Origin of the sequence: Saccharothrix deserti, from assembly GCF_009769385.1 — a bacterium.
Taxonomy (GTDB): domain Bacteria; phylum Actinomycetota; class Actinomycetes; order Mycobacteriales; family Pseudonocardiaceae; genus Actinosynnema; species Actinosynnema deserti.
In genome coordinates this window covers 331,275-347,266 of record NZ_ML775962.1, presented here as the reverse complement: position 1 = coordinate 347,266, position 15,992 = coordinate 331,275, and the positions used below count along the sequence as shown (strand labels likewise).

15 protein-coding genes and 1 pseudogene are annotated in these 15,992 nt (G+C 72.2%); all 16 read right to left on the bottom strand.

Annotation, left to right across the window (positions count from 1 at the left end; translation table 11 throughout):
* Nucleotides 1-32: 32 nt before the first annotated feature.
* The gene (locus tag FM051_RS08520; protein ID WP_158842346.1) at nt 33-2,003 is read right to left on the bottom strand and encodes a hypothetical protein; all 1,971 of its coding nucleotides are present in this window, start codon (nt 2,001-2,003) and stop codon (nt 33-35) included.
* On the bottom strand, nt 2,003-5,431 hold the full coding sequence (locus FM051_RS08515) for a WD40 repeat domain-containing protein (RefSeq protein ID WP_158842345.1): 3,429 nt from the start codon (nt 5,429-5,431) through the stop codon (nt 2,003-2,005). Before FM051_RS08515 ends, FM051_RS08520 begins: the two co-directional genes overlap by 1 nt.
* Nucleotides 5,428-6,663 (bottom strand): hypothetical protein, encoded by a 1,236-nt coding sequence (locus FM051_RS08510; RefSeq protein ID WP_158842344.1) that lies wholly within the window; start codon nt 6,661-6,663, stop codon nt 5,428-5,430. Before FM051_RS08510 ends, FM051_RS08515 begins: the two co-directional genes overlap by 4 nt.
* Nucleotides 6,660-7,745, bottom strand: coding sequence for a nucleotidyltransferase family protein (locus FM051_RS08505; RefSeq protein WP_158842343.1), 1,086 nt, complete (start codon nt 7,743-7,745; stop codon nt 6,660-6,662). The genes FM051_RS08510 and FM051_RS08505 overlap by 4 nt, the downstream gene beginning before the upstream one ends.
* A 328-nt stretch (nt 7,746-8,073) precedes the next feature.
* A complete protein-coding gene (locus FM051_RS08500) occupies nt 8,074-8,340 on the bottom strand; it encodes a metal-sensitive transcriptional regulator (RefSeq protein ID WP_158842399.1) in 267 nt (88 codons plus the stop codon).
* Nucleotides 8,341-8,445: 105 nt separating this feature from the next.
* Nucleotides 8,446-9,324: a sulfite exporter TauE/SafE family protein gene (locus FM051_RS08495; RefSeq protein ID WP_158842342.1), complete on the bottom strand. Its 879-nt coding sequence runs from the start codon at nt 9,322-9,324 to the stop codon at nt 8,446-8,448.
* Between the two features lie 4 nt (nt 9,325-9,328).
* On the bottom strand, nt 9,329-9,919 hold the full coding sequence (locus tag FM051_RS08490; RefSeq protein WP_158842341.1) for a rhodanese-like domain-containing protein: 591 nt from the start codon (nt 9,917-9,919) through the stop codon (nt 9,329-9,331).
* Nucleotides 9,916-10,179 (bottom strand): rhodanese-like domain-containing protein, encoded by a 264-nt coding sequence (locus FM051_RS54460; protein ID WP_338019464.1) that lies wholly within the window; start codon nt 10,177-10,179, stop codon nt 9,916-9,918. The genes FM051_RS08490 and FM051_RS54460 overlap by 4 nt, the downstream gene beginning before the upstream one ends.
* A 634-nt stretch (nt 10,180-10,813) precedes the next feature.
* Nucleotides 10,814-11,293, bottom strand: a pseudogene (locus tag FM051_RS54455) (MBL fold metallo-hydrolase); the annotation flags it as partial.
* Nucleotides 11,294-11,306: 13 nt separating this feature from the next.
* Nucleotides 11,307-11,624 carry a rhodanese-like domain-containing protein gene (locus FM051_RS08480; RefSeq protein WP_238412231.1) on the bottom strand — a complete coding sequence of 106 codons (318 nt, stop codon included), beginning with the start codon at nt 11,622-11,624 and terminating at the stop codon, nt 11,307-11,309.
* 1 nt (nt 11,625) lies between these two features.
* Nucleotides 11,626-12,060: a DDE-type integrase/transposase/recombinase gene (locus tag FM051_RS53940; RefSeq protein ID WP_158842339.1), complete on the bottom strand. Its 435-nt coding sequence runs from the start codon at nt 12,058-12,060 to the stop codon at nt 11,626-11,628.
* A 384-nt stretch (nt 12,061-12,444) separates the two neighbouring features.
* On the bottom strand, nt 12,445-13,440 hold the full coding sequence (locus FM051_RS08470) for an outer membrane protein assembly factor BamB family protein (protein ID WP_158842338.1): 996 nt from the start codon (nt 13,438-13,440) through the stop codon (nt 12,445-12,447).
* 437 nt (nt 13,441-13,877) lie between these two features.
* Entirely contained in the window at nt 13,878-14,345 is a 468-nt protein-coding gene (locus tag FM051_RS08465) for a hypothetical protein (protein ID WP_158842337.1), read from the bottom strand.
* 46 nt (nt 14,346-14,391) lie between these two features.
* On the bottom strand, nt 14,392-15,048 hold the full coding sequence (locus FM051_RS08460; protein WP_158842336.1) for a WXG100-like domain-containing protein: 657 nt from the start codon (nt 15,046-15,048) through the stop codon (nt 14,392-14,394).
* Complete coding sequence (locus FM051_RS08455; RefSeq protein WP_202918739.1) at nt 15,045-15,482, bottom strand: YbaB/EbfC family nucleoid-associated protein; 438 nt, start codon at nt 15,480-15,482, stop codon at nt 15,045-15,047. The genes FM051_RS08460 and FM051_RS08455 overlap by 4 nt, the downstream gene beginning before the upstream one ends.
* Nucleotides 15,483-15,769: 287 nt before the next feature.
* Entirely contained in the window at nt 15,770-15,913 is a 144-nt protein-coding gene (locus tag FM051_RS08450; RefSeq protein WP_158842335.1) for a hypothetical protein, read from the bottom strand.
* Nucleotides 15,914-15,992: the final 79 nt, after the last annotated feature.

The following is a 15,992-nucleotide window of genomic DNA, read 5'->3' as shown; positions in this document are numbered from 1 at the left end:
CCGAAGATCTTCTTCCACTCGTCAGGCCGGGATCAGAACTGGTCGTTGGAGTCCGGCGCCATCCGGAACCCGTGGCCGGAGGCGTCGTGGACGCACCGCATGTCCTGCTCTCCCGCCGTGCACGTGTACCCCAGCGCCGACACGGTCTGCCCGACGGCCAACCGGTCCTCCGGTCCCGGTTCGCTCTTGTCGCCCCAGTAGAACATCACGCCACCGGCGCACAGGAAGTCGACCTTGCCCGACGAGTCCACGAACATCCCGCCGCCCCATGACGGCCCTTCACCGCACGACTCCGGGCGTGGCGGGATCGGCTGGGTCCGGCCCTGGCAGCCGGCCATCTCGTCGAAAATTCCGCAGTAGTAGTCGCCTTCGGGCGGCATGAAGAAGTACGACTCGGGCATGCCTTCGACGGCCGTTTTCACCTTGTACGGCTCGGCGGAGCTCGAACGGCCCGCCCAGTGCGCGTCGCCCCGCTCGTCCACCTCCAGGCGGACCGATCCCGTGACGGGTGCCCGGAAGATGTCCTCAAGTCCGTCCCGGATGTCGAAGTCGGGTTCCAGGCCCAGCAGACCGATGTCGCCGATCTGCTGCGCGGTGCACGCCTCCGCGTGCACCGGTTCGTCCACGCACCGCTTGACGGCCAGACCCGGGTAGGTGGCGGAGCGGTCGTCCACGGCCGGGTGGGTGCGCAGAGCGCGGCGGATCGCCTCACGTCCCTCCGGCGTGCCGATCAGCTCGCGGGTCGGCGCGTCGCACTTGCCGCACAACGATTCCAGGGCCTTCAGGTCTCCGGACTCGGCCGCGTCGGCGATGCGCTCCGCGAGGTCGCGGTACTCGGTGTCGAGGGGTGCGCCCCGGTCGGTGGTGCCCGCGATGGGCTCGGGTTCGGGCAGTGGGCGGGCTTTCGGCTCGCCGGCGGCTTCCTCGGCCGGGGTGAGGGCGAAGCCCTGGACGTTGTCGCCGACTTCCTTCCGGGTGCCGTCGGCATTGGTGACCACGAACTTCCCGGCCCCGAGAACGCTGCTCTCCCCGGCCTCCACGACGTCGGGCAGTTCGACGGCGTACGAGCGGCCGTCCGCGCCGAAACCGAGCTCCAGGACGCCGACCGCCAGCTGCTCCCACTTGCCGTCGTCCAGCCGGTAGGTGAGGTAACGGGGTGCCAGGAGGTTCTGGCAGCCGGGGTTGGGCCCGAACGTCACCACCAGGTCGTCGCCCGCCCACCGCAGACCGGTCGTCATGCGCACCTCGCCGAGCACGGCCCGGGTGAACGCGGGGTCGGAGGGCACGGCGCGTTCCTGCACGGGGTTGGTCTCGTCGTACCGCAACGAGAAGACGCCCGGCTGCGTGTGGCACGCGCCGCCGCTGGGCGACTCGACAGTGGCGAGCCTCGTCCCGTCGGGCGACGTGGTGCCGTCCCAGATCGACACGGCCGACTTGCCCTCGATCAACGGCGTCAGCGCGCCCGTGGCGTCCACGGTGAAGAGGGCGCTCTGGCCCCGGTAGTCGGCCAACTCCTCGGGGATCGGTTCGGCGACGGCCACCCGCTCCCGGCCACCCGCGACGAGTTCGGCTGCGGTCAGCGGGCGTTGCAGCGGCACGCGCTCGGCTTCCGCGCCGGGTGCGAACAACAGCAGGGCGGCGCCGTCGGAGCTGATCGTGGCGAACCTGTCACCCAGCACGCCCAAGCCGTGGCAGGGACACGGTTGCGACGCGTCCTCGCCGGTCTCGGAGTCCACGATGTGCAGCCGGTTCTCGTCCAGCAGGGCGAAGTGCCCGGCGTCGGCCGACCACGCCCAGTCCGGGGACTTCACCGGGACGTCGCCCCAGACGCGCCCGGCGGCGTTGGCGAACCGCACCCGGTCCGCCTGGCGGAACGCCACGACGGCCTCGGTCGAGTCGAACGACGGCCCGGTCGGCGCGGGTGCGGGCTCGCCGCCCGTTGCGGTGCACGACGTGAGCACCACCGCCGCCATGAAGACCGTCAGGGAACGTGAAGTGCGCATCAACGGTCCTCTCCGCAAATGTCGATGTACGTGGAGTCCTCGCCCGCGTAGCGGGCCCACTCGTCGGGCGTGAAGCCACCGCCCGCCCAACCGCAGACCTGGTCGCCCCAGTCGAGGTCGCCCACCTGCCACACCCGCAGCGGGTTGACCTGCTTCCCGCCGCGCTGCGGTGGCATGGACACACCGGCGAGGACCTGCCCGTCGGGCGACCAGGTGACGTTGACGATCGTGCTGTCGTCGGCCGCGAGTTCCGGCAGTGCGAGCAGGTGGGTGGTGAGGTCGTAGACCAGGATCTCGGCGCCCTGACCGATGGCGACGCGCTGCCCGGCGGGATCGGCGGCGACGGTGCCGACCGGTTCGCCGGACGTGGAGGGCCGCCACGGCTCCCCGACTGCCTGGAGGTCGGCGTCGCGCCGCTGCACCACGCCGTCCTCGGTCATCGTGACGACGGTGGTCCCGTCGGCGCTCGCCGTGAGGTGTTCGACCTTGGGTGCGGGCACGCGGCGGCTGACGCTGCCGGACGGCAGGTCGACCCGGACGAGGTCGGTGGCCGCGCCCGAACCGCTGATCAGCAGCACCCGGTCCGGCCGGACGACGATCCGGGTGTTGCCGGGCTCGAAGTCGAGTTCGGCGACCCGGTCCCACGTCGCGGTGGACCAGATGCCGAGCTTCCCGGTGACGTGCCGCGCGACGAGCAGCGCGCCGTCGGGGGTGAGGCCGACCGACGCGATGATGTGCGCCGTGCGGTCGGCCTTCGCGTCGTCGGGCTCCGGGAGCGTCAGTTGGCGCGGGGAGTCCTTGCGGTCGTCCTTCCACGCCAGGACGGTGCCGGTGTTGTTCACCTGGCCCGCGGCGGCCGCGAAACCGGGCACGGCGGCGATCTCGTTGGCGAAGAAGCGGTTGTCGTCGCCGTAGGTGTAGCGGGCGTCGACGTTGCTCTTGCCCGCCACGGTCTCCGGCGACCGCTTGGGGTCGAGCAGGACGAGCGCATCGCTCACCGTGCCGTCCGACTCGCCGCGCAGGCCGGATGTGCCGGGCACGGCCGAGCTGACCATGCGGCCGTCGGGGAGGAAGTCCACGTCCGTGGCGAACGTCTCCTGGTCGAGCAGCAGTCCGCTGGTGGCGTCGGCGATCACCCACACCCGGCCGGCGGGTCCACCGGCCACCACGCTGCGCCCGTCGATCGCGGCGACGGTGGCGTCACCGCCGTTGAGGTCGCCCAGGCTGTCCGCCATCTGCCACGCGGGGTTGCCGATCCGCACGACGGCCGTGCCTTCCTCGCCGCCGATCAACAGGTGGCCTTCGGAGAACTCGATCGTGCGCGGCTCGGTGCTCAGGCCGCCCGCCGGGTTGGCGAGCAGCGCCCGGTCGGTGCGCGACCACACGGCCACGCCCCGGTCGGTGGCCACGCCGACGGCCTCCGCCGACGCGGCGACGAGCGTCGGTTCGCCGGAGATCTCCTTGGCCGGCACGGTGATCGCGGCCCTCGCGCCGGGCTTGTGGACGGTCACGACATCGTTGGAGGTGAGCAGGAGCACGACCACCAGCTCGTCGCCGGACTGCCCGATCACGTCCGCGTCCAGGACCTTCCGCACCGGGAGCGCCGGCTGGAACGTGAGCGGGGCGAGCACCTCGCCGGACGGCAGGCACGACGTCTCCTCACGGGTCACCACGTCGTAGGTGCTGATCGAGCCGTCGTCCCAGACGGCAACGAGCGCCGAGTCGTGGCCGACGAACGCCAGGTCGGCGACCTCGGTGGTGTACTCGGCGGCACATGTCGGCTCGGGCAGCACCGCCAGTTCGGTCGGGACGTCGCCGCCGATGTCGTAGAGGCCGATGCCGTCGTCGAGGAGGGCGGCGGCGAACGCCTGGGTGTCGGCGGTGACGAGTTCGCGGCTGTGCTGCCCGATCTGGCCGACGAACGAGCCGTCCAGCGCCCACACCTTGGTGAGCCGGTCGCTGCCGGACGTCACCACTCTCGACAGCGTCTCGCTGACGGCGATCGCGTCCAGCCGCGAGGGATCGGCCTGCCAGGCGTGGGCGACGTTGCGCCGGTCGCCCAGCAGGTCCCGCAGGGCGTCCACGGCACGGGCGTTGGTCGGGTCGATGCGGTGTGCGGCCAAGGCGACCTTCGCCGCCAACGCGGGGTCGGTGTTGCGCAGGCCGATGGCCTGTGCGGCGAGCGTGGCCGATTGGGCGCGGAGTTGGTCGGCTTCACGGCCGGCGGCGGTGAAGCCGTACAGGATGCCCGCGGCCAGGGCCAGCACACCGAGGACGGACGCGGCGATGGTCAGGAGTCGTCGGGTGGCCATGCGGCGGGCCGATTTGGCGGCCTCGGGCCACGTGTCGACCGGGTCGAGGTCGGCGAAGCCCGATCGGTCGGCTTCCAGCGCGGCCGGTCGGTCCTCGCTGGGCAGGATGATGCGCATGTTGTCGGTGACGACGCGAAGTTTCGCCTCGTAGCCGGAGACCGACACGATGGCGTCCGGCTTGCTCACGTCGACCGCGCCCACGATGGCGTTGCCGGCCTGCAGGCGGCGGACGGTGAGCGGGCCCCGGACGCGGCGGCTGAGGCGGTTGTGCTCGTCCAACAGCACGGTGAACGCCGCGCCGAGAGACGGGCCGCCCACGCGGCGAATCGGACCGCCCCGGTCGGCCAGGGACCAGAGGACGGCGTGCGAGCGCGGGCCGCCGGCCAGTTCCCAGGCCGCGGAGAGCGCGTTGTGGAACGCCTCGTCGGCCGAGGTGAGGGTCATGGTGGCCGGGTCCGGGATGAGGCCGTGCGGCAGGTCGCGGGTCCAGGACAGGCGGAGTTCGGCGCGCCGGCCCGCGGTGCCGAGGTCGAGCAGCACTTGGACGCCGGGGCCGGTGCGCAGCCGTCGCCTGCCTTGGGCGGGGTGCAGCCAGCCGTCGAGTTCCAGCAGCCACGTCAGCGTGAGGGGGTCGAGTTCGTCGCGGGCGGCCAAGTGGTCGAGCACCGCGCGGTGGACGGGGCGGATACCGTCGTCCACCTCGCGGACGAGGCCGCTCGGCACGCGCAGCCCGGCGTGGTCCACCCAGCGGCGGAAGACCTCGACGTGCCCGCTCGCCGCTCCCGGATCGTCGACCAGGGCCAGCCCGAGCGAGGCGAGCGCGCGTCCACTGTGGACGAGCAGTTCGTCGCGCTTGACGAACGGCTCGCCGGTCAGGCCCGGGACGCGGTGGTTGGAGCTGTTGGCGCCCAGCACCTTGTGCACCGCGCGCCGGCCCTGGACGAACGCCGCCAACGTCTCCCGGTCGCCCGCCGCCACGCGGTCCTTGACGATGGCGAGGTACCTCTGGCGGGCATCGACCAGCTGCACGCCACGCGTCGTCGTGGCCTCCGTGGAGACGTCGTCGTCTGCCAGCAGGTCCTCGTGGCCCAGTTCGGTCGCACCGGATCCGGTCACAGGGACTCCTCGAACCGCTGCGCCGCGATGCGCGCCGGGTGGCCGGCGGGCAGGTCGTCGGCGATCTCCAGCCACTGCCGGGCGCTGGGCGGGATGCTGGCGTGCAGCGACGGCAGCAGCACGTCCGGGTGCTCCGCGGCCAGGTCGTCCGCGCTCGCGGGCACGGCGTCGCAGTCGACCTCCGACCAGCCCCGCGGCAGGGCGAACGAGACGACGCCGACCAGCTTGTCGCCCTCCGGGTAGAGGGCGACCCAGTAGCGCTGCTCGGGCGACTCGTCGCGCGGCGCGACCCGGATCGGCGCGAAGACGTCCGCGCGGTCGCCGAACAGGCCGCCCGTCGGCTTCGGCACCTGCACCAGGACGCGCACCCAGCCGGCCTGGGTCTCGTCGAAGCGGACGCTGAACGCCTCGTCGGCGACGGCCTCCGTGTGCTCGCGCACGTCCTCGTCGTTGGCCGCCGCGTCCAGCGCGGAGTTCAGCCGCACGCTCATGCGGGGCGCGGACTCGCCGACGAGCCGGGCCTCGACGACACGTGCGGTGTGCCGGTACAGCGGGTCGGCCGCGCCCAGGCGCCGCACCAGCGGCACGAGTCGGGCGAGGGACGTGGCGGGCACGCGGGACAACGGGATGTGCCGCAGGTTGTCCAGCAGGCCGGACGCGCCGAGGCGGGCGACGCGCGGGTCGTCGGTGCGCAGACCGTGGTCGAGCTGCTCCAGCGGGCCGGTCAGACCGCGCACGGCGGGTGTGAGCCAGTGCCGCATCTCGACCAGCTCGCCCGGCGCGGCCGGGTCGTCGAGCGTGGTGAGCAGGGACGTCACGGCGCGGTCGAGCAGGTCCCACGGCAGCAGGGCGAACACCTCGTCCGGCGGGTCGCCTTCCGCGGCGAGGCGTCGCAGGAGCCAGTAGCGCAGCGGCAGCGGCGCGTCGGCCAGGTCTCCGGTGTCGGGGAGGGCGTCGGGCCAGTCGCGTTCGACGCGTTCGACGGCACGGACGATCTCGGGGGTGACGGGGATGGGGCGGCCGTAGTCGTCGAGCTCCACGACCGTCGCGCTGCCGTCGGTGAGGGCGAGTGCGAAGGTGTCGCCCCACGGCGTGGTGGTGCGCGCCCAACCCGTCGCGAAGTGCGCGAAAGCACGGGCGTCGGAGCGGTCGTCCCCGTCGTTGACGGGGTCCAGGGTGGTGCCGTCGAAGTGGGAGACCCAGGCGCTGAGCGGTCGGTGCGCGGCGGTCACTTCGCGCCCCCGATCAAGGTTTCCAGCAGCTCGCGGCCGGGTTGCGCGAGGCGTGCGGCGAAAGCGCGCTGTTCGGCCTTGTCGGCTTTCACGGCGCGCTCGTAGGCGCGGGTCAGCCTGCGCCACTGGCCCGCGGTGAACGCCCGGCACAGGTCCGGGTCGAGGCGGGTGAGCCACGCGTTGAGACCCGTGAGGTCGGGTTCCGCGGCATCGCCCCAGCGCAGGGCGAACTTCAACGCCCGGATCACGACCTCGGCCCGCGCGTACGGGTCGTCGGTCTCCTTGAGCGGCACGAACTTCCGCTTGTCGGCGGTCAGGTCGGCCACACCGCTGCCACTCGGGTCGAACAGCTCGTGGTCGAGGACGTCGTAGAAGAGGGCGTTGAACGTGAAGTCGCGCTGCCGCACGTCCTCGGTCAGGCTGCTGCCGACGGCCGGGAACCGGAAACCCGTCGCCGACAGGCCCCGGTACTCGATGAGCCGGTCGCGCGAGCCGGGAGGCGTCACCGCGCACACCAGCGAATCCGGCGTCACGGTCGTGTGGAACTCCGACATGCGCGACGCACGCAGCGACTGGTAGAGGATGTCGGTGAACCGCCCCGCGGGGACGGTGCCGGACAGGTCGAGGTCGTTGATGCGCCGCTCCCCCACGCCGCTGACGACGTCACGCACCACACCGCCGGACAACCACGCCCGGTGGCCCGTGGCGTGCACCGAGGCGAACAGCAGCCGCGCGACGGGCTGCCACGGCGCGCCGGGCAGGTCCAGCAGCGCGTCCACGCGGTGCGGCACCGTCGGGTCGACCGACGCGCCGGGCCGCACAGCGCCGTCGCCGAGATCGGCGGGCGGCATCGGCGCGCACTCGACGGCCCCTTCCGACGTCTGCGGCACCACGCGCTCCGGGGGCGTGGCGAGGTGCTCGTCGCCGGCGAGGAGCAACTTGTCGTCCAAGTGCGTCGACGGTTTTCCGCCGTCACCCGGCCGCCAGGCGAAACCCGCCACCCGGTCGCCGTCGAGGACATCGCCGGCCAATAACGGCCGTACCGGTGAGAAACGACCGCGCGTCGCGTCGCCGTTTGCCATCAGGGCTCTCCGAACCGAACTGCTCGGCACCGCGTGCACGCCGAAACGCCATCGCCAAACACCATCGACAAACGCCATCGACGCTGGTCAACCGGGTAAGGCCGCGGGTATCCGAGGGGTGGGCAGGTTGCCGCTCCTGCTCTCACCACGCTGGGGCGAGCAGAACAACATAGCAAAGGCGGGGCGGCGCAGTGTCTTTGATCGGCTGGATCGCCCAAGCGTTACAGCCCGTCAGCCCGTCAGCCCGCAGGCCCACCGGCCCGCCTCCGCATGAAGTCCTGCCGCGAGGCCCACGGCGAGCCTGCACCACCTGCGGTGTCGGGACACCTCAGGCCAGGGAGAGGAAGAGCTTTTCCAGTTTTGCCCGGTCGAGGCTGTTGCCGTTCTCGCCGGCGGTGATGCACTGCTCCAGGCCGGTGGCGATGATCGCGAAGCCGGCCTTGTCCAGGGCGCGGGAGACGGCGGCGAGCTGGGTGACCACGTCCTCGCAGTCCCGGCCGGCCTCCAGCATCCGGATCACACCGGCCAGTTGGCCCTCGGCGCGGCGCAGTCGCTTGATGACGTCGCCGACGACCTGGGCGTTCTCCAGTTGCATGCCGCTCATCCTCTCCTCACCACCGGGGTTGGATACCCCGGTGGGTACTGCAATGGTGCAGCGCCGCGCGGGCCGTGGACATTCCGGGCCCGCGCGGCGTCCGGCTCACGTCCCGGCCGTCGCACGGGATCCGGTGGCACCGATGTGCCGCAGCGGGCAGCGGGGCACGAACCCCAGGCAGGTGCCCACGGCGACGCCGATGCCGGCGACGGCGAGGAGCGCGGGGACGCGCAGCTGGTCCGGGGCTTGCTGGGCCAGCACGAACGCTCCCGTTGCCAGCACGAACCAGCCGAACCCCCGGCGCAGCGCGTCCGCCGGGATACGGGGCACCAGCAGGTTGCCGATGAGGCTGCCGACGACCGCGGCGGCGGTGATCGCACCGGTGAGGGCCCAGTCGATCGGCACCGCGGCCAGGTAGCCGGTCAGACCCGCGACCGACTTCATGGCGATCACCAGCAGCGAAGTGCCGACGGCGACGGACATGGGCAGGCCGCCGAGCAGCGCCAGGGCGGGGACCACGAGGAAACCGCCGCCCGCGCCGACCAGACCGGTGACCAGGCCGACGACGGTCCCGTCCAGGAGCACCCGGCCCACCGGCAGGTCGGGGTGCGCGGACGAGGCGGCGACGTGCCTGCGACCGCGCAGCATGCCCACGGCGGTGGCGACCATCATGACCGCGAACGCGGCCATCAGCAGCCGGCCGGGCAGGTGGCCACCGACCAGTCCGCCCACGAAGGCGCCGGCCATGCCCGCGAGACCGAACAGCAGGCCGGTGCGCAGGCGGACCCGTCCGGCGCGGGCGTGCCCGAGGACGCCGACCGCCGATGTCACGCCGACGACCACCAGGGAGGCGGCGATGGCCTCCTTGGTGTCCATGCCGGCCACGTAGACCAGCAGCGGCACCATGAGGATCGACCCGCCGCCGCCGAGGAGGCCCAAGGTGATCCCGACGACGACGGCGAGCGCGACGGTCAGCGTCAGCATCGGGTCACCGGTCCGCGGTGAGCCGGTCCGCGGTGAGCCGGTCGATCGGCGACTCGCCGCGGCGGCGGTTCCACGGCATCCGAGCCAGTGCCATGCCCAAAGCGCAGGTGTTCGACAAGGCGGCGACGACCAGCCCGCCGCCGATGAGAGCCGCCAGCCACTTCGCCTGCGGCACGACGACGCTGGCGAGCACGGCCGCGAGGACCACTGCGCCGGCCACGAAGCGGATCTGGCGTTCCAGCTCCCACACCTGTCGGCCGCGGTCGAGTTCGCCGCCGGTCCTCTCCCAGTCTGCGATGCCGCCGGCGAGCACCTGGCTGTCGCCGAGGCCGGCGCCGGCCAGCGCCTCCTGAGCCTGGCCGGCGCGCTGCCCCGATCGGCAGACCAGGACGATGTCCTGGCCGCGCAGCAGGGGACACAGGTCGTCCAACCGCTCCTTGAGCACGTCCAGCGGCACGTTGACCGCGCCGGGGATGTGCCCGGCCTCGAACTCCGCGGCCGTGCGGACGTCGATCAGGCGCGGGGCGGGGCTGGTGGCGTCGTCGAGGCGTTGCTGGAGCGATGGGCCGTCGACGGTGCCGAGGTGCCGCGTCATGCGTGGATCTCCTGGTGTTCCGGGGCGGAGGCGAGGGGCAGACCGGCAGGGCCTGCGTTGTCGAAGGTGTCGTCGATCGCCACGACGTCGACCCCGTGGGCGTCGAGCAGTGCGGCCACCACGCCGGCGAGGTAGCCGCCGTCGCAGTGCACCCGGATCGGGCCTGCCGGGATCTCGTCGAGGCGGTCGAGCACTTCGTGGATCGGGATGTGCGTGGAGCCGGCGATGTGCTGTTCGGCGCGCTCCTGGTTCCGGCGCACGTCGAGGACGACGGTCCTCGGGTCCCGGGCCGACTCGGCGGCGAGGTCGGCGAAGGTGGCCGTGGCGCAGCGGCTCGCCGCCCGCCCAGTCCTCGGGCCTGCCGGTGGCCATCGCGGCCGGGCGGTCGATGCCGATGCGGACCAGTTCGCGCTGCGCCTCCGCGACGTCCTCGACGGTTTCGCCCAGCAGCGTCACGGGCGTGCCCCAGGGGATGAGCCAGCCGAGGTAGGTGACGAACGGGCCGTCGAGGCCGAAGTTCACCGTGCCCGCGACGTGCCCGGCCGCGAACGCGGTCCGGCTGCGCAGGTCGACGACCCACTCGTGGGCCGCGATGCGGCGCCGCAGTTCGACCGGATCGGCCTCGGCGGGCGGTGAGAGGTCCGGCCGGCCCGGTCCGGCGGAGTTCGCGGCGGCCATGTGCGCGTAGTACGCCGGGTATGCGTCGAGCCCGGCGAGCAGTTCCTCGACGTAGCTGTCCAGTTCCCGGGTCAGCGCCGGGTTGGACAGCTTCTCCTGGCCGATGGTGCCGGTGGTGGCCTCGGACTGGGTGGCCGAGCAGAAGCTGCCGAAACCGTGCGTCGGGTAGACGGCGGTGGCGTCGGGCAGAACGCCTGCCAACCGGCGGGCCGAGTGCCACTGGGCGTGCGCCAGCGCGTCGGTGTGGTCCGGGCCCAGCAGGTCCGGGCGGCCGGTGGAGCCGTAGAGCAGTGAGCCGCCGGTGAAGACCGCGACCGGTTCACCGCCTTCCGACAGGGCGAAGGACAGGTGGGTGTGGGTGTGGCCGGGGGTGTGCAGGACCTCCACCCGCATCCGGTCGCCGACCTCGACCACGTCGCCGTCGCGCACGCCGACCCGTTCGAAGGAGACCGGGTCGTCGGCGTTGAGCAGGTACTGCGCACCCTCCTCACGGGCGAGTTCGTAGCCACCGGTCACGTAGTCGTTGTGGATGTGGGACTCGAAGACGTGGGTGATGCGCACGCCCGCGGCCCGCGCCAGGCCGAGCACCCGGTCGTAGTCGCGCTGCGGGTCGACCACCAGGGCCACCGCGCCGTCGTGGGCCAGGTAGGTGCGGTCGCCGAGTCCTGGCGTGTCGATGGGCAGGACGGTGATCATCGGTTCGCTCCCCTCATGCCTTCGCGGTCTCGACGGGACGGCCGGAGTCGATCCACGCGCCGGTGCCGCCGAGGACGTCGACGGCGTCGATCCCCACGGCGCGCAGGAGGCCGGTGGCCTGGGCGCTGCGACCGCCCGTCTGGCAGATGACGTAGACGGGTCGGTCCTTGGGCAGCTCCGCCACGCGGGCGGGCAGCACGCTCAGCGGCACGTTCCGGGCGCCCGGGACGTGGCCGGGGCGGTACTCACGGGCCTCGCGGACGTCGAGCACGAAGGCGTTTCCCTCGGCGAGGCGGGCGGCGAAACCGTTCTGGTCGATCTCGGGCGTCACATCAGCTCCTGAAGTCAGGATACCCCCTGGGGTATCTGTTCCAACGGTAGCACGCATGCCCCCGGGGGTATGCCTGTGCTGTCGTAGCCCCACGAAAGTCCGGAGCGTCGACCAGCACGCGACGGCCGATCCGGCACGACCCCCACTCAACCGGCGACGACCGGTTGAACCCGAGCTGGACACCGTGGTCGGAGTGGATCACCGTGCCCGCTGCGGCCTCGCGGTTGCGCAGGGCCATGCCGAGCGCGTTGGTCACCAGCGCGGCGTCCTGGCGGCTGTCGATCGACCAGCCCACCACCTTGCGGGAGAAGGCGTCCAACACCACCGCGCAGTAGACCTTGCCCTCACGAGTGCGGTGTTCGGTGACGTCGGGGATCCAGAGCTGATTCGGTGCGTCGCGGACGAAGTCGTGGTCGACCAGGTCGGCGGCGGGCACCTCGGGCGTAGCCGTCGGCGCCTGTTGCCCGGAAGTCCTTTGACACCGGGCTGCCCCATGTTTGCCCGGCCTTGCCGAACACCGCATGAGCGTAAACCCGAGGCCTTGACCAGCCCATCGCCTTGGAACGTCGAGTCGGGTCAACCTACGCGGTAGGTGACATACACCCGTGGTTGGACGACTGGGACGGCGCGGTTCCCTAGCCTCCAACGGTGTGGCGAGTGGGGATTGTTCACCGGCGGACAGGACGAGGTCGGCCGCGACTCGACGGCTCGCGGTGCGAACCCGGCGTCGGCTCGAACGGTTCTCCGAGGCACAGCACAGAATCCACGACTCGACCGTGGCCGAGCGCTCGGCCACCGGCCCGGTGCCGGTTCGGCAATGTCATTCCCGGTTCCCGACCGCTGCGGCAAGCAATGTCCCCTTGGTCACGGCGAGCACGTGGGCCGGGCCCAGAGCATGCAGTGCGCGGATCCGGCGGGCCACTGCGGCGCGCTCGACGACCTGCCCGTCGGCGCCGAGGCGGAACAGGGTTCCCGCGGTGCCGGCGATCACGACCCCGGAACCGATGGGGACGGCACGACCGGCCAGGGGTTGCCGGACGTCGATCCTGTGCAGGACACGACCATCGGCGAGATCCACGACGACATAGCCCGCTCGACGTTCCGACACCCAGAGCCTGCCGTCGACGTACTCCGGCGCCGCCTGCGTGAGATCGCTTCCGGGCAGGACGAATTCCCGCACGGTCCCGGTCGAGGGCACGATCTCCGCCACGGCGTGATCACCACACCGCATGAGGAAGCGGTCACGGCCCGCCGCCGTGAACGCCGCCCGGTAGTCGGGATCGACAAGCGGCTGTGGCAAGAGCCAGGCCGACGATTCCCGCGGCTCACGGGCGTCGATCAACCGCGCCGACGAGCCGGCCGGCTCGCCGATCAGGAATCTGCCCTCGACCGCCGCCGGGCGCACGGTGTGCGTGCAGTCGGCCGTCTCCCACAGAACCTGGCCTGTGGCGAGGTCCAGCGCGCGAAGTGGCGTGTAACCGCGCCAGCCACCCACCAGGACCGTGTCGCCCGCGACCACCACGTGCCCGGTCCACCCACGGAGATCGGCACTCCAAACGCGCTCCCCGGTATCGAGATCCACGCACAGCAACCGGTCGGTGTCCTGCGGCAGCACCAGACACCGTCGCCCGGTGGCGACGAGGGCTCGCAGCCACTTCCCGACGGGGATGTCCCATCGCACCGACCCGTCCACCGGATCCAGGCACACCAGCCTGGTGTGCCGCTCGTGGACCACCACCTGGCCGTTGGCGGCCACCGCGAGACCGGTGTCGGAGCCGGCCTGGTGCAACTGTCTCTCCCACCGGACCTCGATCACCCGCACAGTGCAGCAACCGCCCTCGGTCGGCCGCAACTCGCTTTCGGCCGACGTCCGGTGAGCCGGTCCAAGTCGGCCACTGCGTCAGGCGTGTGTGCGATCACGCCTGGATCCGGGTGGTGGAGACGCCGCAGCCGTCGCACCGGAAACCGCATGAGCAAGCCCGGGTCCGGCAGTCCAGCGGCTCGGTACAGCAGGAAGCACTGCGACGTCATTGATCGATGCCTTTCGCGCCGTCGTCCGCCACGGCCCGCACCACTCCGCCGCGCGGAGCCCCATCAGGCACACAGCGGGGCACCGGAGCGACCACAGGTCACCCAACCCTGATCCTTCATCACCGGACCGCCGAACTCGTCGTCGTGCACCTCGGGCCTACGCGACCGCACCGGGGGTGGAGCGGCGCCCGAGTCCGAGCCCGGGACGACGTGACACCGGCCTCAGCGGGGCTCGGTCGGACGCAGGCCGGTCACCAGTTCGGCCAGGTCGGCGGCTCCGTCGTCGGCCTGGTCACGGGTGGCCGTGCACCTCAACCGCACCACACCGCGGCGGTCGGGGTTCGCCGGGTCGGGCAGGGACAGGTACTCCTCGACCCGGACGACCTCCTGCCCGGCGGTGGTCGTGAGGCTCAGCGACTGGGTGAGCCGCGGACCGTGGGGACCGATCCGCTCGACGCGGTCGGTGACGGTCGCGGTCGGCAGGGCGGCTGCGGACAGGTCGGCCGGCTCGGCGGGCGTCCACCCCGCGTCGAGTTCGTCGATGACGATGGTGGCGGTGAAACCGGAGCCGTGGGTGGCGGTGTCGATGGCGACGAACGCCGCCCCTCCGGCGCCGACCTCGTCGGGCGGCACCGGCAGCCAACCCGGCGGAAGCCGGAACGCGATGGGCAGCGACAGTTCTCCGCGCACGGGTCACTCCGTTCGGGTCGAGTCGGTCCGTTCCGGTCCTTGCGGGTCAGGAGGGGAAGAGGCTCCGGTAGATCTCCGGGAAGTCGAGCGTGACCCCGCCGTTCAACCCACCGCCGATGAACGGGGAGGCACCGATCTTCAGGCCCAGGCTGAACTTGCCGTTCTCGTAGTTCGGGTCGAACGAGAACTTGGCGCCCGGACCGACGTAGAACTCGGGCTGGGCGGAGATGGTGACCGGTCCGAGCGGCTGTTCCAGCTTCGGGCCGGTGACCTGCACACCGGCCTGCGCTTCCAGGTCGATCAACGGGTCCTCGGCGCTGGGCTGGTTGATCGTGCCGTTGAGGTGCAGACCGGTCGAGTACTCGGCGATCACGTCGTGGATGCCCTGCTTGGCCCGGATCAGGCTGGTGGCGTAGTCCTCGGCCAACGCCGCCTGCTGGAGCTGCTGCTGTCCGAGCTGCTCGAACGTCGTGCCGATCGCCGCCGCCCCGGCCCCCATGGCGTCCCCGCCGGTGTCCTGCCAGGACGCGTGCGCGGCCTGACCCGAGGTGGTCACCTGTGCGCTGGCGTCGTTGACGGCGCCCGCCGCTCCGCGCCAGGCCGTGCCGAGCTGCTGCGCCACCACCTCGTCGTCCGGCGGCCAAGGGTCGTAGCGCGCCTTGACCTCCGTCCACAGTGGACCACTCGGTTCGGGGATGGTCATGACAGCCCCTCGAACCGGCCGCGGCCGGTGGTGTCGGCTTGCGTGTACTCGGCGGCGCTCGCCAGCCCCGCGCCCGCCAGCTCTCCCGGCGCGGCCAGGCGCCGGCCGACCTCACGCGCGACCTGTTCGGCGCCGGCGCGGTACCTGCCCATGAACGCCTGGCCGAGAACGCCCCGGCCCAGTTGGCCCTCCAGGCTGCCGATGGTCGCGGCGGCGCTCGACCAGGCCGTGGCCGCGTCCTCGAACGCGGTCCGGGTGGCCTCCCGGTTCGCCGCGTGCACGGTGTCCAGGACGGTCCGCGCCAGCGCGGCCGAGTCGGGGTTGCGGTGGACTCGCGGATCCAGGCGCAGGCCGACCAGGCGGTCGCCCGCGTCGACCGTCGCCTCGACCAGCCCGTCGTCCGACCAGGCGGTCGCCCGGCTCTTCGCGCGCACCTCCGGATCCTGCGGAACTCCTCGGCCAACCGCAGGTATCCCGTGTTGGCCACGGAAGGCAGCAGCCCGTCCACGTCCACCCCCTGAGATCGACTCGTCATCGGGAGCATGAGGCCGCACCTTGGCGCGCGGGGCCCCCTGGCCGGTTCCGGCCACGGCGACCGAAGCGGATGTCGATGTACGCCCGCTCGCAGGCGTCGAGCAGGATGCACGCCGCGGTCATGGCCTAGGTGTTGCCGGGCCCGGCGAACACCACGCCGACTGTTTCCGACGGTCGCACGAGGTCGTCAGGCGGCGGCCTTTCGCCCGTACAGGTACCGGAACATCCGCTCCACTGCCTCGACCATCCGCTCCCGGTCGGTCGCGGTGAAGCAGAGCCGGTAGTAGCCCGTCTGAGGGCGGCTCAACGTGGTCCCGGTCAGCAGCTTCACGCCGGCATGTCCATGATCCCGAGGACCTCGAATACCAACTCCTCAACCGCCTACACCCCTACCTACCCCCAGCAATAGC

Excerpts from the sequence above, each read along its gene's own strand:
- FM051_RS08520 (WP_158842346.1), bottom strand. The coding sequence starts at position 2,003 with ATGCGCACTTCACGTTCCCTGACGGTCTTCATGGCGGCGGTGGTGCTC.
- FM051_RS08505 (WP_158842343.1), bottom strand. The coding sequence starts at position 7,745 with ATGGCAAACGGCGACGCGACGCGCGGTCGTTTCTCACCGGTACGGCCG.
- FM051_RS08500 (WP_158842399.1), bottom strand. The coding sequence starts at position 8,340 with ATGCAACTGGAGAACGCCCAGGTCGTCGGCGACGTCATCAAGCGACTG.
- FM051_RS08495 (WP_158842342.1), bottom strand. The coding sequence starts at position 9,324 with ATGCTGACGCTGACCGTCGCGCTCGCCGTCGTCGTCGGGATCACCTTG.
- FM051_RS08490 (WP_158842341.1), bottom strand. The coding sequence starts at position 9,919 with ATGACGCGGCACCTCGGCACCGTCGACGGCCCATCGCTCCAGCAACGC.
- FM051_RS08460 (WP_158842336.1), bottom strand. The coding sequence starts at position 15,048 with ATGACCATCCCCGAACCGAGTGGTCCACTGTGGACGGAGGTCAAGGCG.